The sequence below is a fragment of the Flavobacterium haoranii genome, assembly GCF_009363055.1.
Lineage (GTDB): Bacteria > Bacteroidota > Bacteroidia > Flavobacteriales > Flavobacteriaceae > Flavobacterium > Flavobacterium haoranii.
Genome location: NZ_CP045292.1, coordinates 36886 through 61881 on the forward strand (window position 1 = coordinate 36886; position 24996 = coordinate 61881).

23 protein-coding genes and 4 pseudogenes are annotated in these 24996 nt (G+C 30.2%); 20 read left to right on the forward strand and 7 right to left on the reverse strand.

What is annotated here, in order from left to right; translation table 11 throughout:
- The first annotated feature begins 130 nt into the window (after nucleotides 1-130).
- The 3 genes from GCU34_RS00170 (at nucleotide 131) to GCU34_RS14345 (ending at nucleotide 1814) form a co-directional block, all read left to right on the forward strand.
- Nucleotides 131-772: a hypothetical protein gene (locus GCU34_RS00170; protein WP_072781006.1), complete on the forward strand. Its 642-nt coding sequence runs from the start codon at nucleotides 131-133 to the stop codon at nucleotides 770-772.
- A 287-nt stretch (nucleotides 773-1059) separates the two neighbouring features.
- Nucleotides 1060-1521: a hypothetical protein gene (locus tag GCU34_RS00175; RefSeq protein WP_072781004.1), complete on the forward strand. Its 462-nt coding sequence runs from the start codon at nucleotides 1060-1062 to the stop codon at nucleotides 1519-1521.
- A 77-nt stretch (nucleotides 1522-1598) separates the two neighbouring features.
- Nucleotides 1599-1814, forward strand: coding sequence for a LytTR family transcriptional regulator DNA-binding domain-containing protein (locus GCU34_RS14345; protein WP_084656765.1), 216 nt, complete (start codon nucleotides 1599-1601; stop codon nucleotides 1812-1814).
- A 52-nt stretch (nucleotides 1815-1866) separates the two neighbouring features.
- Here GCU34_RS14345 and GCU34_RS00185 read toward each other — a convergent pair whose 3' ends face one another.
- Complete coding sequence (locus GCU34_RS00185) at nucleotides 1867-2970, reverse strand: lipoprotein N-acyltransferase Lnb domain-containing protein (RefSeq protein WP_072781001.1); 1104 nt, start codon at nucleotides 2968-2970, stop codon at nucleotides 1867-1869.
- A 45-nt stretch (nucleotides 2971-3015) separates the two neighbouring features.
- A pseudogene (locus tag GCU34_RS00190) lies at nucleotides 3016-4088 on the reverse strand (putative type IX sorting system protein PorV2).
- Nucleotides 4089-4221: 133 nt separating this feature from the next.
- On the opposite strand from GCU34_RS00190, the pseudogene GCU34_RS00195 reads away from it, so the two are divergent.
- Nucleotides 4222-4803: pseudogene (locus GCU34_RS00195) on the forward strand (zeta toxin family protein); the annotation flags it as partial.
- A gap of 237 nt (nucleotides 4804-5040) precedes the next feature.
- On the opposite strand, the gene GCU34_RS14035 reads toward GCU34_RS00195, so the two are convergent.
- The 3 genes from GCU34_RS14035 to istA are packed head-to-tail and all read right to left on the reverse strand — an operon-like array spanning nucleotide 5041 to nucleotide 7516.
- Nucleotides 5041-5163: a hypothetical protein gene (locus GCU34_RS14035; RefSeq protein ID WP_262488944.1), complete on the reverse strand. Its 123-nt coding sequence runs from the start codon at nucleotides 5161-5163 to the stop codon at nucleotides 5041-5043.
- Between the two features lie 50 nt (nucleotides 5164-5213).
- The gene (gene istB, locus GCU34_RS00205; RefSeq protein WP_072780997.1) at nucleotides 5214-5951 is read right to left on the reverse strand and encodes an IS21-like element helper ATPase IstB; all 738 of its coding nucleotides are present in this window, start codon (nucleotides 5949-5951) and stop codon (nucleotides 5214-5216) included.
- A gap of 17 nt (nucleotides 5952-5968) precedes the next feature.
- The gene (gene istA / locus GCU34_RS00210) at nucleotides 5969-7516 is read right to left on the reverse strand and encodes an IS21 family transposase (RefSeq protein WP_072780994.1); all 1548 of its coding nucleotides are present in this window, start codon (nucleotides 7514-7516) and stop codon (nucleotides 5969-5971) included.
- Between the two features lie 183 nt (nucleotides 7517-7699).
- Between istA and GCU34_RS00215 the strand changes: the two are divergent.
- From GCU34_RS00215 to GCU34_RS00230, 4 genes and pseudogenes are all read left to right on the forward strand, one after another.
- A pseudogene (locus GCU34_RS00215) lies at nucleotides 7700-7948 on the forward strand (sugar transferase); the annotation flags it as partial.
- A gap of 71 nt (nucleotides 7949-8019) precedes the next feature.
- Nucleotides 8020-9369, forward strand: a complete 1350-nt coding sequence (locus tag GCU34_RS00220) for a DEAD/DEAH box helicase (protein ID WP_072780991.1) — start codon at nucleotides 8020-8022, stop codon at nucleotides 9367-9369.
- A 71-nt stretch (nucleotides 9370-9440) separates the two neighbouring features.
- Nucleotides 9441-10013, forward strand: coding sequence for a pentapeptide repeat-containing protein (locus GCU34_RS00225; RefSeq protein ID WP_072780988.1), 573 nt, complete (start codon nucleotides 9441-9443; stop codon nucleotides 10011-10013).
- Between the two features lie 97 nt (nucleotides 10014-10110).
- Nucleotides 10111-11601, forward strand: coding sequence for a YfcC family protein (locus GCU34_RS00230; protein ID WP_072780986.1), 1491 nt, complete (start codon nucleotides 10111-10113; stop codon nucleotides 11599-11601).
- 2 nt (nucleotides 11602-11603) lie between these two features.
- Here the strand turns inward: GCU34_RS00230 and GCU34_RS00235 are convergent, their stop codons facing one another.
- Complete coding sequence (locus GCU34_RS00235; RefSeq protein WP_072780983.1) at nucleotides 11604-12485, reverse strand: hypothetical protein; 882 nt, start codon at nucleotides 12483-12485, stop codon at nucleotides 11604-11606.
- A 137-nt stretch (nucleotides 12486-12622) separates the two neighbouring features.
- Nucleotides 12623-13024: a TerB family tellurite resistance protein gene (locus GCU34_RS00240; protein ID WP_072780981.1), complete on the reverse strand. Its 402-nt coding sequence runs from the start codon at nucleotides 13022-13024 to the stop codon at nucleotides 12623-12625.
- 176 nt (nucleotides 13025-13200) lie between these two features.
- Between GCU34_RS00240 and GCU34_RS00245 the strand changes: the two genes are divergently transcribed.
- From GCU34_RS00245 to ribB, 12 genes and pseudogenes are all read left to right on the forward strand, one after another.
- Complete coding sequence (locus GCU34_RS00245; RefSeq protein ID WP_072780979.1) at nucleotides 13201-13590, forward strand: DUF1456 family protein; 390 nt, start codon at nucleotides 13201-13203, stop codon at nucleotides 13588-13590.
- A gap of 69 nt (nucleotides 13591-13659) precedes the next feature.
- Nucleotides 13660-13857, forward strand: coding sequence for a YgaP family membrane protein (locus GCU34_RS00250; RefSeq protein WP_227658795.1), 198 nt, complete (start codon nucleotides 13660-13662; stop codon nucleotides 13855-13857).
- Nucleotides 13858-13949: 92 nt separating this feature from the next.
- On the forward strand, nucleotides 13950-15875 hold the full coding sequence (locus GCU34_RS00255) for a BatA domain-containing protein (protein ID WP_072780973.1): 1926 nt from the start codon (nucleotides 13950-13952) through the stop codon (nucleotides 15873-15875).
- Nucleotides 15872-17131 carry a dihydroorotase gene (locus GCU34_RS00260; RefSeq protein ID WP_072780971.1) on the forward strand — a complete coding sequence of 420 codons (1260 nt, stop codon included), beginning with the start codon at nucleotides 15872-15874 and terminating at the stop codon, nucleotides 17129-17131. Before GCU34_RS00255 ends, GCU34_RS00260 begins: the two co-directional genes overlap by 4 nt.
- A gap of 7 nt (nucleotides 17132-17138) precedes the next feature.
- On the forward strand, nucleotides 17139-17462 hold the full coding sequence (locus GCU34_RS00265; RefSeq protein ID WP_072780969.1) for a DUF4870 domain-containing protein: 324 nt from the start codon (nucleotides 17139-17141) through the stop codon (nucleotides 17460-17462).
- Nucleotides 17463-17470: 8 nt separating this feature from the next.
- Nucleotides 17471-18114: pseudogene (locus tag GCU34_RS00270) on the forward strand (alpha/beta hydrolase).
- Between the two features lie 125 nt (nucleotides 18115-18239).
- The gene (tpx, locus tag GCU34_RS00275) at nucleotides 18240-18737 is read left to right on the forward strand and encodes a thiol peroxidase (protein ID WP_072780964.1); all 498 of its coding nucleotides are present in this window, start codon (nucleotides 18240-18242) and stop codon (nucleotides 18735-18737) included.
- A 76-nt stretch (nucleotides 18738-18813) separates the two neighbouring features.
- Entirely contained in the window at nucleotides 18814-19188 is a 375-nt protein-coding gene (locus tag GCU34_RS00280; protein WP_072780961.1) for a diacylglycerol kinase family protein, read from the forward strand.
- Between the two features lie 33 nt (nucleotides 19189-19221).
- Nucleotides 19222-21750, forward strand: coding sequence for a DNA translocase FtsK (locus GCU34_RS00285; protein WP_072780948.1), 2529 nt, complete (start codon nucleotides 19222-19224; stop codon nucleotides 21748-21750).
- Nucleotide 21751: 1 nt separating this feature from the next.
- On the forward strand, nucleotides 21752-22399 hold the full coding sequence (locus GCU34_RS00290) for a LolA family protein (RefSeq protein ID WP_072780945.1): 648 nt from the start codon (nucleotides 21752-21754) through the stop codon (nucleotides 22397-22399).
- Nucleotides 22400-22511: 112 nt separating this feature from the next.
- Entirely contained in the window at nucleotides 22512-23870 is a 1359-nt protein-coding gene (locus GCU34_RS00295) for an LptF/LptG family permease (protein WP_262884270.1), read from the forward strand.
- Nucleotides 23845-24981, forward strand: a complete 1137-nt coding sequence (gene ribB / locus GCU34_RS00300; RefSeq protein ID WP_072780939.1) for a 3,4-dihydroxy-2-butanone-4-phosphate synthase — start codon at nucleotides 23845-23847, stop codon at nucleotides 24979-24981. Before GCU34_RS00295 ends, ribB begins: the two co-directional genes overlap by 26 nt.
- The last annotated feature ends 15 nt before the right edge of the window (nucleotides 24982-24996 follow it).

A 24996-nucleotide genomic window follows, 5' to 3' on the forward strand; every position in this document is an offset into this window, starting at 1 on the left:
ATACATTTAATTTAGTATTTTTTATTCACTATCAAAATCTTTTTTTAAGTTTGTAGTTTATTTGTGCAATACGTTTTTTCGTATTCAAAGTAGTCTCTGTAAGTTATTTATTATTACAAAAATCTTATTAATGGTAAAAAAAATTTTTTCAATCGCACTTTTTTTATTTTGTACTTCTACTGTTTATTCTCAATTCAATTTGAATAATGTTTCTTTAGAATTGAATTATGGATACAATGGGGCTATCCAGCCTTATAACAAACAATTTAATTCTAACTTTTCTGGGTTTAATCATTTTGAAGTAGGGCTTCGCTATATGTTTACAGAAAATGTAGGTACTAAATTAATTTTTAAATCAGATAAATTTGTAAATGATCCTGGAGGTGTAATTGGGATACAATATAATTCAATAGGAGCATCATTTGTGTATAATGCTGGAAAAAAAATAGGCTTAACTTATCTGACAAGAGATAATTTGGGTGTATTAATTCATTTGGATGGCTCTATTGGTTTTGCAAATTCATTACAACCTCAATTCGAATCAGAGAAAACAAATATTATTGGTTTAGGGATTACACCTCAGTATAGAATAAATAATAAAATTGCAATTGTTACAGATTTTACCTATAATATCAATTTAAAACAATTATATGGTTTTGATGGATATCCAATTCATAATTCTAAATTATCCGAGACAGGTTATTTTTATAATTTATCGATTGGTTTGATTTATTATATCGGGGAAAATAGATATCATTCCGATTGGTTTTAATTAAAAAGCTGTTTTGATGTAAATTTTAATTTGGGATGTTCACATAATATCATTCATTAATTGTTTTTAATTTATTTAGGAAATATCCAAATTAAATTTTTACTTCGTTTTTTATAAAGGATTTTATGTGACCTATTTTTTTATCGCTAACAATAAAAAAAACATAAGTTAAAAGTACACACGTAAATTAATTATTTCCCTATACTTACATTTATAATTTATTGAAAACAAAAAACTTTTGTTAACTTACAAGTGTAAATAGTTAAAAAATAGTGTAATACTAACACATGAAATTATTAAAGTCAATAATCATTGATACCAATACGGAAGTTGTAAAACAGCTTTTAAATTTTGCAGAAGAAAATCCTATACTTATTGCAATTTGTGCACAGGTGGAACACTTGAAAGATGCTATTGAGCTAATTAATGAATACCAACCCGATTTGGTTTTTTTAAACCCAACAGATGAAAATTTAAATTCCTTTTATTTACTGAAAGAAGTAGATAACCCACTTCCTAAATTTATTTGTATTTCAGATGATAAAAAGAAAGCTTATGATGCATTTCAATGCAATGCAATAGATTTTTTGCTAGACGATTTGCAACCCAATGCTCTTATGGTTTCCCTTTATAAAGTAATACAATCTATAGAAATGGAAACGAACTTTCAAAATTTTAGTTCAAATCAAAAAAGAAATTTTCAATTTCAAAATACGAATAGTGGAATTTTAACCAATTACGTCAACTGATAAAATTGATTTGATTAAAATTAATGATATTTTATATTGTAAAGCCGATGGAAAATACACGCAATTCATTTTAGAAAATAAAAAAGAAGTACTTTCTAGTAAAAAATTTAGGAGTATACCAAGATGCTTTACTACAGCATCATTTTTTTCGAATTCATCACTCTTATATCATAAACGTAAAAAAAATTGTAAAAATCAAAAAAAAAGGTGAGTTGTATTGTGAACTCTCTAGCGGAGTATTAATACCAGTTGCTAAAAGAAGGCAAGAGGCATTTTTAAATTATCTTCAATAATTTCATAATGATACAATCTACAGCTACATAATAACATATGTAAGTATTCGCTTTACTTTTTTATTTGTAAAATAATTTTTCCTATCCAATAAAAATGTAAGGCGATAAAAGGCCATACAATTTCAAAGTGAATTTTTGTAGTCATATAGGCTAAATACACTAACAATAAGGCTAAAATTACTTTCCCAAATAAAACAATTCTATCTTTAATTCCTTTTTTAAGATACCAAGCAAAAACTAATAAAAGCGGGTTAAATAATAATATGTTATAATTCCATAATACTTCTTCATGTAAGGAATACAAACCAACTAAAGAAAAGAATACACCTAAAATTCCAGCTAAAATAAAGTAGCTAATTTGTATCCATTTTTTGTTTAAAAATACTAAAATTAACAAAATGGTAATCAACGAATAAATAGAATTAAGCCAATTAAAAGGCAATTCTGATTGGGTAACTTTAAGAAGCGTTGCCTTGTTTTTTTCAATCAGATTTCCATTAACTTTTGTCGCAGAAATAGCATCTTTAAATTCGTATGGAAGAAATAAGCGGGTAGCAGGTTCATCTACTTTTGTACCAAAAATCAATTGTATTCCTAATTTCATGTAAAAATCAGTCATATAAGGATATAATATTTCCCGATACGATTGGTTAGTTGTGTTTGATTTTATGTATTCCTTCCCTAAAATGCCATTTATTTTATCCACAACCATGGTGGTGCAATTTCGATCAATGAACTTATAAGTGTAAAAACGCTCTTCACTAAAAACAGACTGATTTAATTGCTGATGTAAATCACGAATTTGTAAAGGTGTAAGGTTTAATTCTTGTTCAATTATCTCTCTATTTTCGTATTGATAATTGTAATAGAATTCGATGAAATTCCCATAAGTAACAAAATATTGTAAATCACCTTTAACAAATTTTCCAATAAAGTTTGGAGTGCTAAAATCAAATGCACCATAATTATAAACTATATCAATTCCTTTTAAACTGTCTTTAATTCGAATTCCAGTATGGCCATACATAGCATACGATTCAGGGCCTAGACCACAAGTTAAAATACTAACTTTTGCCTTTTCAGAAAGTGTGATGTTTTGGGAATAAGAAATTGTTTTTCCAAGTAAAAGAAATAGGAAAAGTAATTTTTTTATCATTCGAGTTCTATTATCTATGTTCTTTTGTCTTTTTTCTGATGAGAATTATCTAAACAATTCCCAATCCACTTTTAGTGAAAAGATATTGGAATATAAGGCAGCGCTTTGATTGCCTAAGTCAGTTAATGCATAATCTACTTGAATTCCTTTGTATTTAAATCCAATACCAATATTAGGTTGGAAACTTAATATGTTGGAATTGTCAATTTGAGTTATTTGTTGAAAATTTCCAACGCCAGCTCTAAGATAAACCAAATCAATGTAGCCAAATTCTAACCCTAAAGCTGGATCAATACTTACAGCGTTAGTTGAGATTAAATCATTTGTTCTAGCAAATTGCATGTTTAAATTAGTTGCTGCTAACAAACTATAATCATAACGAATAATCCATTTTTTAGACATTCCTAATTGCGCTTTAGGTAATGTAATTTCGCTTGTTTCAGGTAATTCTTGATTCTCTCCTGGAATGGCATCAGCAATTTCCTGATATTTTTCTTCATTAATGGTCCAAGTATTGTAAGTTGTTGTAATATCCCGAATCATTAAACCAAATTTCCAATCTTCATCATCACTGATATATTGTATTCCTAAATCCAATCCAAATCCCCAAGAATTTGCAAAATCTCCAATCACTCTTCGGATAACTTTTGCACTTACTCCATAATTTAAACCTTCAATTGGTAAACTTCTAGCGTATGAGACGGTTAAACCTTAATCTGCAGCTGAAAAAAGAGAAATACGGTTATAGTCGATGTTTCCTTCACTATCGATAAGTTGCGTAGTGTTTAAAATGTCATCAACTCTAAAACGAATTATTGAAATTCCCACGGCGCTTCTATCGTCTATTGGCATGGCAAAACCAGCATAATCATATTGCGCAATATTCGCAAAATAATTGGCATGCATAATTGCAAATTGCTTGTCTTCTAGTTTTAATAATCCTGCCGGATTCCAATATCCAGAATTTACATCACCTGTATGTGCCACGACAGCATTAGACATACTAGGGCTGCAGCGTCAACTCCAATATTCAAGAATTCATTTGAATATTTTCGTGTCGTTTGTCCAAAGGTTGTCCCGCAAAAACAAATAAAAAGAAGTAAAATGGTCTTTTTCAATGCCAATTTTTTTAACAAAGATGAAATAAATTTCTCAAATAATAAACACTAAAAGTATTAACTTATTGTATTACCTTTGTTCGAAATTAATAGTAGATTATTTTTATAATTTGAAAATGGTATATTTGTTGAGATGGTAAATAAAAATCTTTACATAATTGCAGGATGTAATGGTGCGGGTAAAACTACTGCGTCTTTTACCATATTACCAGAGATTTTAAATTGTAAAGAATTTGTTAACGCTGATGAAATTGCAAAAGGTTTGTCGCCATTTCAACCTGATAAGGTAGCTGTTGAAGCTGGTAGAATCATGATTAGTCGAATCAATAATTTATTAGAAGATGAATTAAGTTTTGCTTTTGAAACTACTTTAGCAACTAAGAGTTATAAAAATAAAATTTTATTAGCAAAAAATAAAGGCTACACCGTTATTTTGCTCTTTTTCTGGTTGCAGACTATAGATTTGGCAAAAGAAAGAGTGGCAACACGAGTTTTGGAGGGAGGTCATGATATTCCTAAAGATGTTATTCAGAGAAGGTATATCAATGGAATTAAGAATTTATTTTCAATTTATATTCCTATTGTCGATGAATTGATGATTTTTGATAATTCTCAAATGAAGTCGGAGTTAATAGTTTCAAAATCAACAATGTCATCTCTTATCGTTTTAAACGAACAAAAGTTTAATTTTTTAAAAAGTTATTATGAAAAAAATAAAAATATATCAGAACAACAGGTTAAGATTTTAGCAGGTATGGACAAAGTTTATGAAAAATTAATCTTATTCAAGAAACAAATGAATAGTGATTTGGTTGTATTAAAAGGAAAAAAATTGTACATATAAAGCCTGAATAATTATTCTAAATTTTTAATATGCAAATTAAAAAACACATTCCAAACGCTATTACGCTATTGAACTTGTCTACTGGGTTATTAGCTATTATTGCTATTTTTAGAGGTTATTTTGCAAATTCCAGTGATATTGACCACCCAATTCCAATTTAAAGTGACCACCTGATTCCAATTCAAAATGACCACCTAATTTCGGAGCAAAATGACCACCTCCATTTTTCATTAAAAACTACTTTTTTTCTTGTGTTAATTTGTGATTCAAATATACTAAAATTACTCTTTGTTGATTCCTCTTTTCTTTCTCATGGATTCGCCTTGTAATTCAATACGATGGGATTGATGTATAAGTCGGTCTAAAATGGCATCAGCTATGGTTTTTTCTCCAATTATATCGTACCAACCTTGAACTGGTATTTGAGAAGTTACGATTATAGAACCATTATTGTGTCTATCTTCGATGATTTCTAAAAGTGTAATTCGGTTTTGACTATCTAATGCTTGAAGACCAAAATCATCTAATATAATGACGTCTTGTCGTTCTATTTTAGCTAATTCTCTTAGATAAGAACCATCTGCTTTTGCCATCTTTAGCTTAGCGAACAACTTAGATGTGTTGTAATAACTAACTTTGTATCCTTGAATACATGCTTGATAACCTAATGCAGTTCCTAAAAAGCTTTTGCCTACTCCTGTACTTCCTGTAATTAATACATTATGATTTTTCTCAACAAAATCACACGCTGCTAATCGTAAAACTTGGTTTCTATCCAGATTGCGTGAAGCATCAAAATTGATATTTTCAATATTGGATTTGTAATGGAATCGAGCGTTTTTTATGCTTCGCTCAATACGACGATTGTGCCTTTCATCCCATTCGGCATCAATGAGCATGGCGATAAATTGGTCTAGCGTGTAATGATCTGTTTTTCCACTTTCGATGGCGGTTTTAAAAGCATTATGCATTCCATAAAGATTCATTTGTTTCATTTTGGTTGTAGTGATTTCATTCATAAGTATTTGGTTTTAATTTATTTGTAATAGTTTTTACCTCTGATGTTGTTGTGATTGGGTAATTCAAATTCTTCTTCTTGCTCATTATCAGCGTTATCTAAGTTATTTTCCAAAATGTTTTGGATGGCTTTAAAACTGTAAATCCTAAAATCGAGTGCGCGTTTACAAGCGTTGATTAATCGTTGTTTTCCGACTTTCTTCTCAAAGTTTAATATGCCTAAACAACTTTTATATGCTTGTTCGGGATGATTTCTACTTTCGATAATTTGGATGATATAATCCGCTACTGCTTGGTCAATACTACTTGCCCAATCAATAAACCGACTAGCACTCCAATCAGCAACAAACTGGTGTGTGCTAGCTAAATGTTCCGCAATAGTCGTGTAATCATAAGGCTTATAATTTCTTGGATGAATGGCGATTCGATTGTATTTGTAGAAGATTTCAACCGTAGTTTTGGTATACAAAAGTTTTACTTTTTTCCTCACGTATTGGTACGGAACACTGTAATAACTCTTGTCTTGACTCAACAATGCATGACCATTTTGCATTACTGTAGCAAAGGATTGGTACTTAATTTCAAAGCGTTCTTGAGGTAATGGACGTAGTTTTTGCTTCTCGTCTTCCATAAATAATTCATAGCGAGAATACGGTCTTCCTGTGAGCTTTTTATGATTATGAATATCTAATAAATCCCAGATTTGTTGGTTTAATTCTTCTAAGCTATAAAACTGTTTTTGCTTTAGATGTACATAAATTCTTCGATACAAGATTTTCACAGCTCCTTCTGCTAATGATTTATCTCTTGGTTTATAAGCTCTTGCAGGTAATATAGTGGTTTCGTAATGCTCTGCTAAATCGGCCAAGGTTTCGTTAATTGTAGGTTCAAAACGACTGCTTTTAATCACAGCTGACTTTAGATTATCTGGAACAATTGCCGCTGGAACGCCTTCAAAAAAACGCATAGCATTTTCTACCGATGTGACAAAATCTTCTTTCTGTTGGCTCATTGATGCCTCTGCATAAGTGTGTTGACTTGCGCCTAATATGGCAACAAAAAACTGCACTTCTTTAATCTCTCCTGTATCTTTATCAACTATAGAAAGTGTTTTTCCAGCATAATCCACATACATTTTATCACCTGCTTTGTGATTCATGTGCATTACTGGATTAACGCGTTTACTCCATATTTTAAAGTGATGTCTAAATTGAGAACTCTTAAAACCATCAGGATGTATAGTAATATATCGCTCCCACATAAGTTGAACTGTAACTCCAACTTTCTTGAGTTCGCGCTCCATTTGTGGAAAAAAATCATGAAGCTTTTGTAGTCTAGGATCTATGGTTTCAACCGTATTCTGCGAAAATAAAACTTCAAGTTCGGCATCTGTTTTGGCATCAATAGCTTCAAAACTTAAGCCTAGAAGTTCAAATAAAGAAATGTATTTCTTTACCGTATTTCTTGAAAACGATAAGTAATTGCTAATAAACAATTTACTCTTACCGCTACAGTGAAATTTAATTACTTTTCTAATCTTACTCATGTCTGTTACTTTGTTTGCCATAATCCGTATTTTTTGTACGAATGTATGGGCTAACAACATGAAAAAAAGTAACTGTTTTTAATGGCTAATTTATCCTAAAATTTAGGTGGTCAATTTGGACTGGAATTGGGTGGTCAGTTTGCACCGAAATCGATGGTCAATTTAGACTGGAAAGTGGTGGTCAATTTGACCGTTTTTTCCAGTCCAAGACCAGAAAGTCTAGTTTTTGTGGAACAAATTGCAGAAAATATTCCGTTGTATAAAACACGACATGTTGTAAAACCTGGGCTTACAGGTTGGGCTCAAGTTAATTATCCTTACGGAGAAAACCTTGAAGATAGTTTAATGAAATTACGATACGATTTGTTTTACATCAAACATCGATCACTTTTTTTAGATGTAAAAATTTTTATAAAGACTTTAAGTACTGTACTTTTCTTTAGCGGTCAATAAACTTCTTTTCTTATTTAGCTTTAACTTGTAAAAATTAAAAACACTATTTTTGCAGGATAAATAAGCAAAAAATGAAAACTTTTACCGAATTAGATTTACCAAAATCACTTCAAAAAGCTATTGATGAATTAGGTTTTGCAGCGCCAACACCTATTCAAGAAAAAGCATTTCCAGTTATACTTTCAGGTAGAGATATGATGGGAATAGCCCAAACGGGTACGGGTAAAACTTTTGCTTATTTGTTGCCCATTTTAAAACAATGGAAATTTCAAGCTACTGATTCACCTCGTGTATTAATTTTGGTTCCTACTAGAGAACTTGTCGTGCAAGTTGTTGAGGAAGTTGAAAAATTAACGCAATACATGTCGGTTAGAGTTACAGGAATTTTTGGTGGTACTAATATTAATACACATCGAAAAAATGTTGCAGATGGAGTTGATATTGTAGTAGGAACTCCTGGTCGTACAATGGATTTGGCTTTAGATGGTGTTTTGCGTTTTGATACCTTACAAAAATTAGTAATCGATGAGTTTGATGAGATTTTGAATTTAGGTTTTAGACATCAGTTAACTTCAATTTTGTCAATGATGAAAACGAAACGTCAAAATATACTTTTTTCAGCTACAATGACGGAAGAAGTAGATGATGTTTTAGATGAATTTTTTGAATTTCCAGAAGAAGTTTCATTGGCACCAAGTGGAACTCCATTAGAAAAAATTAGTCAGTATCTTTATAATGCGCCAAATTTTTTAACAAAGTTAAACATACTTAAGAACATATTAGAAAACGATACTACTACTGAGCGTGTTTTATTGTTTGTGAATAATAAACGATTAGTCGATGTGGTTTTTGAAGTATTAGATGAAGCTTTTCCTGGTCAATTTGGTGTTATTCATTCAAATAAATCTCAAAATTATCGTTTGAATACAATGAGCGCTTTTCAAAATTCTGAGTTAAGAGGAATTATTACTACTGATGTTATGGCGCGTGGTTTAGATATTTCAGATATTACACATGTTTTTAATATTCAATTCTCAGATGTTCCCGAACAATATATTCATAGAATAGGTAGAACAGGTCGTGCCGATAAAGAAGGTATCGCTGTAAGTTTTGTTGCTCCTTATGAAGAAGAACAATTAATTGCTGTGGAACTTTTAATGAATAAAGAAATTGAAGTATTAGAAACACCAGATTCAATTGAAGTTGCTGAAAAGAAATTGGAATTTGAAAAAGATAGAAGAAAGTTTAAAACTATTGGAAAACCAATTAAAAGGGAAGAAAAAGGAGAAGCTTTTCACGAGAAGAAAGATAAAAATAAAAAGGTTAACCTAGGTGGACCAGGAAAAAGAACGCCTCGCAAAACCGCTCCAAGAAATAGAGCAGTAGATGCTAAGAGAGCAGCTAAACGTAAAAAGAAATAACATTTTATTGCGCAAGATGTGACACATTTTTTGTTTGTCAGTTCGAGCGGAGTCGAGAACAATTCTAAAACATGAGCGATTTCATCAGAGAAACAAACTACTCAAATAAGATTTTTAACGAAAATGATATAAAGTTTAAAGAATTCGAAAATTGTATTTTTGATACGTGCGACTTTACAGCATGTATTTTTTTAAGTGTTACGTTTATAGATTGTGTTTTTAAAAATTGTAACTTTCACGATACAAAAATAAATTATGTCTCATTACGTGGAGTTGAATTTGAAGGTTGCGATTTTACGAATGTAAATTTTGCAATGACAGACCAAGTGATTTATTATTTTAATTTCTCTAATTGTCAATTAGATTACACAAAGTTTTATAGTTTAAAATTAAAAAAGATAAGATTTACAGCTTGTAGTTTAGTAGCAGCCGATTTTATGGAAACCGATTTATCTGAAGCAGTATTCGATCATTGCGATTTAAGACGAACTGTTTTTTTTAAAACAAATCTTCAAAAGACTGATTTTTCTACAAGCTTTAATTTTACAATTGACCCAGAGCAAAATAAAATGAAGAAAGCTATTTTTTCGGTTGACAATATTAAAGGATTATTAGAAAAATACAACTTAACAATTAAAGAGTAAGCTTAATAAAGTAAAAAGCTACTTTTACCTTGGCAATTAAATGTTATAATTCTTTGCAAAAACTTTGCGAACTTAGCGGTTAAATACATATCAAAAAATGAAAATTAAGTTTCCTACAGCTCAAACCATTTTACTTATTATTACAGCGATTACTGTTTTGTTAACTTGGATAATACCTTCAGGTAAATATGAAACATTAGCTTATACTAGCGATAGTAATCAGTTTATTTTAAAAGGAAAGGAAACTTCAATTAATTTAAAAGCTACACAATATACATTAGATTCATTAGCTATAAAAATTCCTTTAGAAAAGTTTACAAAAGGTGAAATTTGGAAACCCATAAATATTCCCAATACATTTTATTATTTAGAAAGTGAACCACAAGGAATTGTTTCATTTTTAAAAGCGCCCGTAAAAGGAATTATTCAAGCAGCCGATATTATTTTCTTCGTTTTAGTTTTAGGTGGTGCAATTGGGATTATGAATTTTTCTGGAGCATTTGACGCAGGAATTTCAAGTTTGGCAAAAATGCTAAAAGGAAAAGAATTTTTACTCATTATCATCATTACAATTCTAATTGCATTAGGTGGAACTACTTTTGGTTTAGCTGAAGAAACGATTGCTTTTTATCCTATATTAATTCCAGTTTTCTTAAGAGCACGCTATGATGCAATGGTTGCTCTAGCTTCAGTTTACATTGGTTCTAGTATTGGAACCATGATTTCAACGGTTAATCCATTTTCTACTATTATTGCTTCAAACGTTGCAGGAATAAATTGGACTACAGGATTAACGTCTAGAATTATTTTTCTTGTAATTGGAACTTTGGTTTGCATAGCTTACATCATTTGGTACGGTAAAAAAGTACAACAAGATCCATCAAAATCAATTATTTATAATCAAAAAGAAGCAATTGAAAAGCATTATTTTTCAAATAAAACTATAAGTGAAACTTTAAATTTACCTCAAAGATTTGCCTTAATTATTTTCTTGTTGTGTTTTGTAATAATGATTTACGGAGTGTCACAATTAGAATGGTGGTTCGAAGAAATGACAGCTGTTTTCTTAACTGGAGCTATAATAATTGGATTGCTTTTAAGAATTAAAGAACAACAATTTGTAACCGAATTTATTAAAGGTGCATCAGATTTGTTAGGAGTTGCATTAATTATTGGAATTGCTCGTGGCGTTTCGGTAATAATGGAAGAAGGAATGATTATCGATACCGTTTTATTTCATGCAAGTAACGTAACAAGCGGTATGAATAAAGGTTTATTTGCTAATATGATGATGCTAATTTATTCGGGATTATCTTTTTTTATTCCATCTTCTTCAGGAATGGCTGTTTTAACCATGCCTATTTTGGCGCCTTTAGCAGATACAGTTGGTTTGGGTAGAGAAATAATTGTAGATGCTTATCAATTGGGACAAGGATTATTTGCATTTATAAATCCAACCGGACTTATATTAGCCACTTTAGCGATTGTAAATGTTACTTACGATAAATGGCTAAAATTTGTAATGCCTTTAGTCGGAATTTTATTGGTCTTAATAATTGGTTACTTAACTTTAATGGCGTCTTTTTGATGTTAATGCGTTGATTCGATATTTTGTTTTTCTAATATTTTTCTAATAAAATATTTGTCTTTTATCAAATTAAAAAGAGAATCTTTATAAATTTCTGCAATGCTATCATTGCCAAAAATGTGATAATATTCTCTAGCTTTATTATATCGAAATCCTTTATTTTCAAAGTTAGAAGAGATTATTTGAATATATGTGTCGTCAACTTCATTTGGGTCTAATTCTTGCATCAGATTTCTAACAATTCTATATTTAACTACCAAAAAATTACTCATTAAGGCATGTTCCGTTGGGATTTGCATAAATAATTCATAAGCTTCATTATCGCGTCCATTTCTGGATAGACTTAAACATTTATTTAATAATTTATTAGAGTAGCTAAAGTCAGGATCATTAAGTTTATACAATGCATAATCAACGTAATTATTTTTCATATCTAAAGCAGTTGTATATGAAAGATAATTGTCAATCAGAATTTTCCCATTTTTCTCGATAAGAATTAGTTCTGTTCCTTCTATATTTTCTTCTAACTCTGAACATATTACAGCATGAAATTCATTGTTTTCAAAATAATAATTAGTAATTTCAATTTTACCTTTTAGTTCCTTTGAAATGTTTTTAAAATATTGTGAAGCTTGTCTTGAAAAATCAAATTTTGTGTGAAAAATTTTTCTTTCAGTTTCATTTTTATATCCTAAAGAATCTGAGATATGATTGATTGATTTTATTACATCAATTTCATTAAACATTTTATCAATATTCTCTAAATTTTTGGTTTTAATTTTACTAATGAGTAATTCTGAAAACTTAAGATAATCGTTTTCAGTTTTCGCTTTTTTATTACAGGAAATAAATAGTATTAGTACAAAATATAAAAAGTACTTCATCAAATAAACAAATTATAAAAAGATTCCCACGCTTCGCTCGGACTCGAGGTTTACCAAACAGAGCGTAGCTAATGACAAAAAATCAAATCAACAAATCAACACCTTAACACATTAACGAATAAACAAACAACAAAAAACTAATTATGCTGTTCGCTAAAAACAGTTAGTAAAGTTTGAGGATCAATTAATCCAGAATCAGAGTTTTTCATAAGATGTAAAACTCTTTTCATAGCATAAGGATTTAATCCCATGTTTATTCCAATTTCGTTGATTTTCATCTGCTCACGTTCATGTAAAACGCCGTCGCAATGCATTAAAAGAGCTAAACGATAAAACTGTAAAACACGATTAAACTCATCCTTAATAACTACTTTTTCATGTTTCTTGTCGAAAAGTTTATGAAGAGTTTCGTTGTCAATTTCTAATTCTTGAGCAACCATTTGAATAAAATCGTATTCTCGATCATGAAGTTCTCCATCAACCAATGCAAAACCAATCATTTCTTGCAATAAACTGATACGTTCTTGATAATCTTCCATGTTTATAAATAGTTTGTTATAGTAAAAATACACATTCTTCAGTTTAAATGAATATCTTTGAAAAATTATTTTAATAAATTATTATCTGTCATACTGAGCTTGTCGAAGCATCTCAAAAAAGATACTTCAATAGACGATGTTTCTTTCATAATGACAAAATATCAATAAAAAACAAAATGACAAATAACGATATATTCAAAAAACTTAGAGTTGCGCTACAATTACGTGATGACCAAATTGTTGAAATTTTACAATTAGTAGATTTCAGAATGTCGAAAGGCGAGTTGGGGAATTTTTTCAGAGATGAAAAACACCCAAAATACATGGAGTGTGGCGATCAAGTATTGCGAAATTTTTTAAACGGTTTGGTTGTTTATTTAAGAGGAACCAAAGAAAGTCCGAAAGTGCCAATGGAAGTCTTAGCTACTCACAAAAAACAAGAAATTAAGACAGATAAACCAAAGGTTACCGAAAAACCTAAACCAAAGAAAAAAGTTTTTGTGGAAAAGAAAAAACCAGTAGTTCAGGCGGTTAAGTTTAAAAACGGAAAAAAGAAAAACGACTAATAATATTGTGAAGTTCATAAATTCTCAGTAAATTAGTACAACTTAAAATTAAAAAAAAATGAAAAAAATATTGGAAAAACAGACAAGATGATTCGCATTATTTTGGCTATCGTTTTGGTTTCATTAGATTTTTTTAGAGTTGTCGATAGTCCTTATGCTTGGATATTAACCTTGTTAGGAATAGTTTTAGCAGGTTCAACTTTAATAAGTTTTTGTCCGCTTTATACTATTTTTGGCATCAATACAAATAAATCAGATAATTCATAAAAAATCCCGAAAGGGATTTTTTTGTGACTCAGTATTTTTCAATTTTATAATCTTATTTGTACTTTTGAAAGCTGAATAGCAACATAATGTAAATGCACTTTAAACATCCGGAAATTCTTTACTTTTTATTTCTTTTGGTTATACCAATTTTGGTGCATTTGTTTCAATTAAGACGTTTTAAGAAAACTTATTTTACAAACGTTAAATTACTTAAAGAACTTCAACAGCAAACGCATAAAACGAGTACAATTAAAAAATGGTTGTTGTTAGCAACGCGTTTGTTATTATTTGCTTTTTTAATTTTTGCTTTTGCGCAACCTTTTTTTGAAGCTAAAGAAAGCGAACAAAAACAGAACGAATTAGTTATTCTTTTAGACAATTCGTTTTCGATGCAAGCAAAAGGAGAAAATGGTGAATTATTAAAAAAAGCTGTTCAAGATATTTTAGAAAATGTAGATGAAAATCAAATATTTTCAATAGTTACACCTTCTGTTGCTTTTTGGGATGTTGATAAACACGCTATACAATCAGATTTACAAAAATTATCGTATACTTACTTACCTTTTGAAATTGATAATTTAGTAAACCAAGTTACGTTATCGAAACCAAATGTTCCTGTAGATTATATTGTGATTACAGACGGAGTTCAAGTAAAACCTTCGAGTTTATTGAATGAAGTAAAAAGTAACGTTTATTTTTGGTTACCAAAATCGGAAAAGCAATACAATTGTAGTATCGAAAACATGTCAATTGTAAATGAAAGCGACAACTTGTATGATATTAAAATTGATTTAAAATCTTATGGAGAATTTGAAGATAAAGTGCAACTTTCCATTTTTGAAGACAATCAGGTAATTGCTAAAACGCAAGTTGAATTTGCTAAAAATAAAGCCGAAATTTTGGTGTCGGTTCCTAAAAAAGAAATGCAAGGAACTGTCGTAATTGATGATAAGAGTTTAACTTTTGATAATACGTATTATTTTACACTAGCTAAACCCGATAAAAGCAATGTTTTAGTGGTTTCAAGTGAATCAAATGCTACTTTTTTAAATAAGATTTACACAAATAAAGAATTCAATTTAGAACTTTCTACTTTAAAAACTTTAGATTTTAGTAAAATTGAAAATCAAGATTGTATTGTTTTAAACGAGCTTACAAATCTGCCACAATCGTTGTTAAATACCCTACAAGTTTTTTATCAAAATGGCGGAAATATTGTTGTGGTGCCAAATCGAGATAGTAATCTAGAAGATTATAATGCGTTATTGCAAAAGTTTGGTAACGGAAAAATTGTTAGTTCTTTTAATACCGAAAAAGAAATTACCAAAATCAATTTTAAGCATCCCTTGTATGAAAATGTTTTTGAGAAATCGGTATCTAATTTTCAATATCCAAAAGTGAATTCTGGATTTCAATTCTCAGGAAACTTTTTTAATGTGTTAACTTTTTCTGACGGACAACCATTTTTAGCATCACTTTCAAACAAAGTTGGTAATTTATTTTTGTTTTCAAGTGCTCTAAATAAAGAGAATAGCAATTTTCAAAATTCTCCACTTATTGTGCCAACATTTTATAAAATGGCATTTTCAAAATTAAATGCAACTTCATCAACTTTTGAGATAGGACAAAATAGTAATTTAATTTTAAATACAAGTTTGGCTAAAGATGAAGTGGTAACTGTTAAAAATAAAAATTATAGTTTTATTCCTATTCAGCAAATTATTACGAATAAAGTTAAATTAACTTTTCAAGATTATCCTGAAGTGGCGGGAAATTATAATATTATTCAACAAGATAAGGAAATCTCCAAAATAAGTTTTAATTATCCTAAAAACGAAAGTAATTGTGTTCAAAATAATACTCTAAATTTTGATAACTTTACACCTATAAAATCAGTTTCAGAAGCACTAGATGAAATGTATTCAAAACGTTTAGATACAGTGCTTTGGAAATGGTTTTTAGCAACAACACTACTATTTTTAATTATTGAACTACTAATCCAAAAATTCGTAAAATGACAACAGTCGTACTTAAACAAGCAACAATACTAGATAAATCAAGTTCTTTTCATAATCAAAAAGTAGATATTAAAATAGAAAACGGCACAATCGTAGCTATAAGTTCTAAAATAGAAACTAAAGACACAGACGAGGTTGTTGAAATAAACGGACTTCATGTTTCTCAAGGTTGGATGGATAGTTCAGTTAGTTTTGGTGAACCAGGTTATGAAGACAGAGAAACTATCGTAAACGGATTAAATGTCGCTGCAAAAAGCGGATTTACTACGGTTGCACTTCAACCAAATGCTGCACCAATTATTGATAACCAAGCTTTAGTAAAGTTTGTTTTAAATAAAGCATCAAATAATGCAGTGAGTTTGTATCCAATTGGTGCTCTAACAAAAGAAAGTGAAGGTACAGATTTAGCAGAACTTTTTGATATGAAAAACGCTCGTGCAATTGCTTTTGGAGATTATCAGAAATCGATGAGTAATGCCAACTTATTTAAAATTGCACTTCAGTATGTACAAGATTTTGACGGATTAGTAATTGGCTTCAGTCAAGATTCAAATATTAAAGGAAAAGGAATAGTTAATGAAGGAATTGTTTCTACCAAATTAGGGTTAAAAGGTATTCCTACTCTTGCCGAAGAATTACAAATTGCAAGAAACTTATTTCTTTTAGAATACACGGGCGGAAAATTACATATTCCAACGATTTCAACTCAAAAATCAATTGAGTTAATAAAAGAAGCTAAAGCAAAAGGTTTACAAGTAACTTGTAGTGTGGCGGTTCATAATTTAGTTTTAAATGACGAAGTTTTAACTGGTTTTGATTCTCGTTACAAAGTATTACCTCCATTACGAGATGAAGCTACTCGTTTAGCTTTAATTGAAGCTGTTAAAAACGGAGTAATCGATTGTATCACTTCCGATCATAATCCAATTGATATTGAGCATAAAAAGTTAGAGTTCGATTTAGCTAAAGATGGAACCATTGGTTTAGAAAGTGCATTTGGAGCTTTGCAAACCGTTTTACCAACTGAAGTAATTGTAGAAAAATTAACAGCAGCTAAATCAATTTTTAATGTAAATAATCCAAATATTGAAATTGGAAATCAAGCCGATTTAAGTTTATTTACTACAAATGAGGATTGGACGTTTACTAAAGAAAATATTTTAAGTAAGTCTAAAAATTCAGCATTCTTAGGTCAAAATATGAAAGGTAAAGCAATCGGGATAATGAATAATGGACAATTAATAATTAACAATTAATAAAAAAATGAACGATATAGAAAAAGGAAAAACAACAGCAATTGTGGCTTATATTACGATAATAGGAAGTATAGTTGCCATTTTTATGAATCAAGAAGAAAATAAAAGCGAGTTTGCTAGTTTTCACATTCGTCAAGCTTTAGGAATATCATTAACTTATTTTTTATTAGGTTATTTTATTGGATATTTTGATAGTTGGATGGTTTCTTCTGCTTTTTGGTTGTTTATTTTTATTCTTTGGATTTATGGTTTTGTAGGTTGTTTAAGTGGCGATAAAAGAACGGTTCCACTAGTTGGAGAATTTTACCAAAAACTTTTTAAAAATCTATAAATAAAAATATGAGTTTATATCACCTTGTACGCGAGCCAAAAGAAATAAAAGAAAAAAATCCTGTTTTAATTTTATTACACGGATACGGAAGTAATGAAGAAGATTTATTTTCTTTTGCTAGTGAATTACCTAGCGAATATTTTGTAATATCTGCACGAGCACCTTACGATTTGCAACCTTATGGACATGCTTGGTATGCTATCTATTTCGACGCAGATGAAAATAAATTTTCAGATGATGAACAGGCAAAACAATCACGCGATAGTATTGTAAATTTTGTAGATGAAATATGCGAAAAATATCCAATTGATGCTTCAAAATTAACTTTAATAGGATTTAGTCAAGGTGCAATTTTAAGCTGTGCTGTAGCATTATCATATCCTGAAAAAATTAGCAGAGTAGTGATGTTAAGCGGCTATTTAAACGATAAAATCATAGTTGAAGACTATACTAAAAAGATAATAAACATTTACAATTTTATGTGTCTCACGGAACAGTCGACCAAGTTATTCCAGTAGATTGGGCAAGAAAAACAAAACCATTTATTGAAAATTTAGGTTTACCAATAGATTATAAAGAATATCCAGTAGGTCACGGTGTAGCGCCTCAAAACTTTTTCGATTTTAAAAATTGGTTACAAGAAACTTTATAATAAAAAGTAACCTAATTTTGTCAATCTGAACTTGCTTCAGATTCTAATAACAACACTTTTAATCAAAAGTTAAGAGTTAAAGTCTTTTTATATTAGTATTTTTGAAAACTAAAAAAAATAAAACTATGGCAACAGTAACATTAGGAGGAAATCCTATTCATACAAGTGGAGAATTACCAAAAGTAGGAGATTCTATTAAAGATTTTCAATTAGTAAAGCCTGATTTATCAGTGGCAAGTTTAGAAAGCTACAAAGGAAGTAAATTAGTTTTAAATATTTTTCCAAGTATCGATACAGGTACATGTGCTACATCTGTACGTCAATTTAATGCAAAAGCAAGTGAGTTAAATAATACTAAAGTGCTTTGTATTTCTAGAGATTTACCATTTGCACAAAAAAGATTTTGTGGAGCAGAAGGTATTGAAAATGTAGAAACTTTATCAGATTTTAAAGATGGAAATTTTGGTAAAAACTACGGATTAGAAATTGTTGACGGGCCATTAGCTGGTTTACATTCACGTGTAGTTATTGTAACTGATGAAAATGGTAAAGTGTTACATGCAGAGCAAGTAGCAGAAATTGCAAATGAACCAAATTACGACGCTGCTTTAGCGGTTTTATAATCTATATTAAAAAATCGCCATTTCGTATCTTGTTATGGCGATTTCTCTTTTTTTAAGTCAAAACGAATCCTATTAAATGAAATTTCAAAAAGACGAAACTTTATTCACCGGACGATTAAAAAGTATGGTGTTTGCAGCTAAGGGGGCCTTTAAATTGATTACTACCGAGCATAGTGTTATGGTGCAATCGTCAATTGGTGTAATCATGACTATTGCAGGTTTCTATTTTCACATTTCTAAAACAGAATGGCTGGTTCAAACGCTTGCTATAGGGATGGTTTTAGGAATTGAAGGTTTAAATACTGCAGTAGAAAAAATTGCCGATTTTGTTCATCCTGATTATCATGAAAAAATTGGTTTTATAAAAGATATTGCGGCTGGTGCTGTATTTTTTGCTGCAATGACAGCTTTAGCAATTGGAGCTATAATTTATGTTCCAAAATTTATATAAAATCTCTATTTTTGTAAAATAGATTAAAGCTTAATGGCCAAAAAAACAAAACAAGAAAATTCATCTTCTACATCGATAAAAGAAAAATTTAACTTTCAATTCAACCGACAACAAAAATTTGCGATAGGTATTCTATTGGTTTTATTGTCTGTTGCATTGTTATTGTCTTTTGTGTCTTATTTTGTTACTGGAAATGTGGATCAAAGTGAGGTTGCAGAAGTTTTTAGTAGAAAATCGAGAGTAGAAAATTGGTTAGGAAAGTTTGGAGCCTATTTAGCAGATTTCTTTTTATACAAAGGTTTTGGAGTAGCTTCTTTTATTTTTGTTAGAATCTTGTTTTTAGCAGGTGCTTATTTAATTCTCGATTTAGCACTTGGAAAATTAAAAAAATCGCTTTTCTGGGATTTATATTTAATCATTGTAGTTTCAGTTTTATTTGGTTTTTTCTGGGATATGTTACCACAGTTAAGTGGAACTATTGGCTACGAAATGAATTTGTTTACTCAAGATTACATTGGGAAAATTGGAACATTATTAGTTTTAATTTTCGGAGTAATAATCTTTTTAGTTTTTAAAATAAAAGTTTCGCCAGATACTGTTAAAAACCTATTTGAAAAACCTTCAAAAGAACTCGATGAAGCAATCCAAAAAGCACAAGTTACTTCAACAGAAGATAATGCTTCAGTAAATAATATTGTAGCTGAAACATTAGAAAACGATGAGTTTGATGGTGTGTCAGATTTAGTCGTTCAAAATAATATAGATGAAGATTTTATCATAAGAGAAGACGATGAAGCAATTTCTAAAATTGAATTAAAGACAAAGTCTCCATTTGAAATTGATAAAGAATCTTTAAAGCCAACTATCGCTACAGCTTCAGAATTATCGTTGGATCCTAAACCAATTCCTGAGCCAATTGAAAATGTTGCAGATGTAGTTAAAGAAGCAACTCCAATAGAAACAGAAAACAGCGATTTTGTTATTGAAAAAATTGAAGAAGAAGAAATTGTAGTCGAAAACCTAGCAGCGAAGTTAGTGCAAGACTTTGGAGAGTTTGATCCTACTTTAGAATTGTCAAATTATCAATTACCACCTATTGATTTATTAAAGGAATACACAACAGGCGGAATTACAATTGATCAAAACGAATTAGAAGAAAATAAAAACCGAATTGTAGATACTTTAAAAAACTACAATATTGGTATTTCACAAATTAAAGCAACTGTTGGACCAACGGTTACATTATATGAAATTGTACCTGATGCTGGTATTCGTATTTCTAAAATTAAAAATTTAGAAGACGATATTGCATTATCATTGGCGGCTCTTGGAATTCGTATTATTGCTCCAATACCTGGTAAAGGAACAATTGGTATTGAAGTTCCAAATAATAAACCTACTATGGTAGCGATGAAAAGTGTTATCGCTTCGCCAAAATTCCAACAAGCCGAAATGGAATTACCAGTAGCTTTAGGTAAAACAATTTCAAATGAAACTTTTGTAGTCGATTTAGCAAAAATGCCACACTTGTTAATGGCAGGTGCAACAGGTCAAGGTAAATCAGTTGGATTAAATGCTATTTTAACTTCGTTATTATATAAAAAACATCCCGCTGAGGTTAAGTTTGTTCTTGTTGATCCTAAAAAAGTAGAATTAACGCTTTTTAATAAAATTGAACGACATTATTTAGCAAAACTTCCTGATACAGAAGAAGCTATTATTACAGATAATACTAAAGTAATTAATACTTTAAACTCGTTGTGTATTGAAATGGATAACCGTTACTCTCTATTAAAAGATGCAATGGTTCGTAACATTAAAGAATACAACGAAAAGTTCAAACAACGTAAATTAAATCCTGAAAACGGACACCGATTTTTACCTTATATCGTATTGGTAGTAGACGAGTTCGCCGATTTAATTATGACAGCAGGAAAAGAAGTAGAAACGCCAATTGCTCGTTTAGCTCAGTTAGCGCGTGCTATTGGTATTCACTTAATTATTGCTACGCAACGTCCGTCTGTAAACGTAATTACAGGTATGATTAAAGCCAATTTCCCAGCACGTATTGCCTTTAGAGTAATGTCTAAAATTGATTCAAGAACAATATTAGATGCAGGTGGAGCAGATCAGCTAATTGGACGTGGAGATTTACTTTATACTAATGGTAATGATATGGTAAGGGTACAATGTGCCTTTGTAGATACGCCAGAGGTTGAGAAAATTTGTGAATTCATTGGTTCTCAAAAAGCCTATCCAGATGCTTACTTACTTCCTGAGTATGTAGGGGAGGAAAGTGGCACGACTCTTGATATCGATATAAACGACCGAGATTCTTTATTTAGGGAAGCTGCAGAAGTGATTGTCACAGCACAACAAGGAAGTGCTTCTTTAATTCAAAGAAAATTGAAGTTGGGTTACAATAGAGCTGGAAGAATTATAGATCAATTAGAAGCTGCTGGTATTGTAGGACCTTTTGAAGGAAGTAAAGCACGTTCTGTTTTAATTCCTGATTTAGTAGCATTAGAACATTTTTTAAACAACGAACAAAACAATAAATAAAATGAACAAGTTTTTAAAAGTAGCAGTACTTTTTATTTTCGGAATTTCAACTTTCCAAGCCCAAAATGCTCAAAAAGCAAAAGCACTATTAGATGAAGTTTCTGCAAAGGTGAAAACATATGAGAATATTGTAATCGATTTTAAATATTCATTAAACAATCCAAAGGAAAACATAAATCAAGAAAGTAAAGGAAATGTTACCCTTAAAGGAAATTTATACAATTTAAATTTCATGGGCATTACTAAAATATTTGATGGTAAAAAGATTTATACGATTGTTCCTGAAGATGAAGAAATTACGATTTCTAAATATGATGAAAGCGATAAAGATGCTGTAACGCCGAACAAAATGTTGACATTTTTCGATTCTGGATATAAATACAGTTGGGATATTTTGCAAAATATTAAAGGGAGAAAAATTCAATATGTAAAATTGGTTCCAATTAGTTCAAAAGATCAAAGAAAAGAAATCTTAGTGGGTGTAGATGTGCAAACAAAACATATCTATAATTTAATTGAAACGGGTAAAAATGGTACAAGAACAACTTTAACTGTTAATTCTTTTAAAACAAATCAGCCATTATCAAAAAATCATTTTACCTTTACCGAATCAAAATATCCTAATTATTACATCAATAGGTTAGATTAATTTTCGGAGTGAAAATATTAGATAAATACATTATTAAATCATTCATGATTACATTTGCTTCGGTATTTGTAATCTTGTTTTTATATTCGTTTTACAAGGAATTTGGCTTTTCATTTCAGAACTTGCAGGTAAAGATTTAAACGCATTTACCATTTTTAAGTTCTTATCTTTTTATGCGCCAACAATAGTTCCTTTGGTTTTACCCTTATCAGTATTATTGGCGGCGATTATGACTTTTGGTAGTTTTGCCGAAAATTATGAGTTCGCAGCTATGAAATCTTCAGGTATTTCTTTAAATAGAGCCATGAAGATGTTGAACATTACTATTGTTTTACTGAGTTTGGTGTCTTTCGTTTTTGCCAATAATGTTATCCCAGAATCCCAATATCGTTTTTTAAACCTTAGAAAAGACATTGTTCAGTCAAAGCCTGCTATGGCAATAGCTGAAGGTCAATTTAATAACATTGGTACAATGTCTATTAAAGTTGATAAGAAGTTAGGTGAAAATGGAAATGAACTAGAAGGAGTAATTATTCACTTGAAGAATAATCAAACCGGAATGGGAGCAAATACTGTTATTAAAGCCAAAAAAGGATTATTAAAAAGTGAAGACTCGTCTAATTTGTTACAGCTAGAACTTTTTGATGGGAATTACTATGAAAATGTTGTGCCTAAAGAATATAACGAAAGAAAAAAAGAACCTTTTGCAAAAAGTAGCTTTAAAAAATACATCATTAATGTTGACTTGTCGAAATTAAATAAAATGGGGCAAGACGAAGGCGATATTACTTCGGAAAAAATGCTGAACATTAATGAAATTAAATACGCTGTAGATTCTTTACAAGCAAATTATAATAAAGATGTTGTTTCGTTTTCTGATAACATAGTTCAAAGAGTAGACTATGTAATGCAAAAGAAAGTGAAACAAAACGAAAAGCCTGAGAAAAATGTTGATGATTTATTGTCGCTTTTTACAAAAGAAGATAAAGTTAAAATTTTAGATCAGGCAAAAAATAATACTTCAAGTACCGAGTTTAGTATTCAAAATAGTAAATCTGATTTAGAATCTAAAAAGAAAAACATTAACGCACACTGGATTGTTTTTCATGAAAAGTTCATGATTGCTTATTCATGTTTATTAATGTTTTTTATTGGTGCGCCACTTGGTGCAATTATTAGAAAAGGAGGAATAGGTTTACCTATAGTTTTTGCAGTAATCATTTTTATTGCATATCACTTTTTAAATTTATTTGGTAGAAAATTGGCACAAGAAGATGTTATATCACCGTTCTTAGGAACTTGGATGTCTTCTATATTTTTAACGCCACTAGCTATATTGCTTACTTATAGAGCTACGAATGATATTGGGCTAATGATTAGTTTCGACTGGTTGTTAGATCCATTCAAAAGAATATTTTCAAAATTTGGAACTACAAACAAACAAAATGACACAACACAACATACAGCTTAATACAATTGAAGAGGCGATTGAAGATATTCGCCAAGGGAAAGTAATCATTGTGGTAGATGATGAAGATCGTGAAAATGAAGGAGATTTTTTAGCCGCTGCTGAAAAAGTAACACCAGAGATGATCAACTTTATGGCAACTCACGGAAGAGGACTTATATGTACGCCATTAACTGAATCTAGATGTAAGGAATTAGATTTACATACAATGGTTCGTAATAATACAGATCATATGGAAACTGCATTTACTGTTTCTGTAGATTTAAAAGGGCATGGTGTAACAACTGGAATTTCTGCAGGCGATAGATCTAGAACAATTGAAGCGTTAATAGATGCTGATACAAAACCATACGATTTAGCGCGTCCTGGACATATTTTTCCATTAATTGCGAAGCAAGGTGGTGTTTTAAGAAGAACAGGTCATACAGAAGCTGCAATTGATTTTGCACGTTTAGCAGGTTTTAAACCAGCCGGCGTAATTTGCGAAATTATGAACGAAGATGGAACTATGGCTCGTCTTCCGCAATTAGTTGAAGTAGCAAAGCGTTTCGATTTGAAATTAGTTTCTATTGAAGATTTAGTGGCTTACAGAATGCAGCACGACAGTTTAATTCAAAAGAAAGAAGATTTTGAAGTTTTAACACGTTTTGGCTCATTTAGATTACGCGCCTACCTTCAAACTACAAATAAACAAGTTCATATTGCTTTAACAAAAGGAACTTGGAGTTCAGGTGAAGAAGTTTTAACTAGAATTAATTCAACCCAAATTAGTAATGATATTTTAGGAACGTTAACAAATAACAACGATAAAAAGTTAGATGATATGTTCCGTAAAATTAATGAAGAAGGAAAAGGAGCCATCATTTTTATTAATCAAGAAGTTCAGTCATTAGAATTATTAGACAGATTGAAAGAGCTTAAAGATTTACAAGATAAAGGAGAAGTTAAAGCGCCATCTATTAAAATGGATGCTAAAGATTTTGGAATTGGTGCCCAAATTCTTCATGATTTAGATATAAATAAATTACAATTACTTTCTAATAGTGAAGGTCAAACCAAAAGAGTTGGAATGATTGGTTACGGATTAGAAATCGTAGAATATGTAAACTATTAAAAAAAGGCTCTCAAT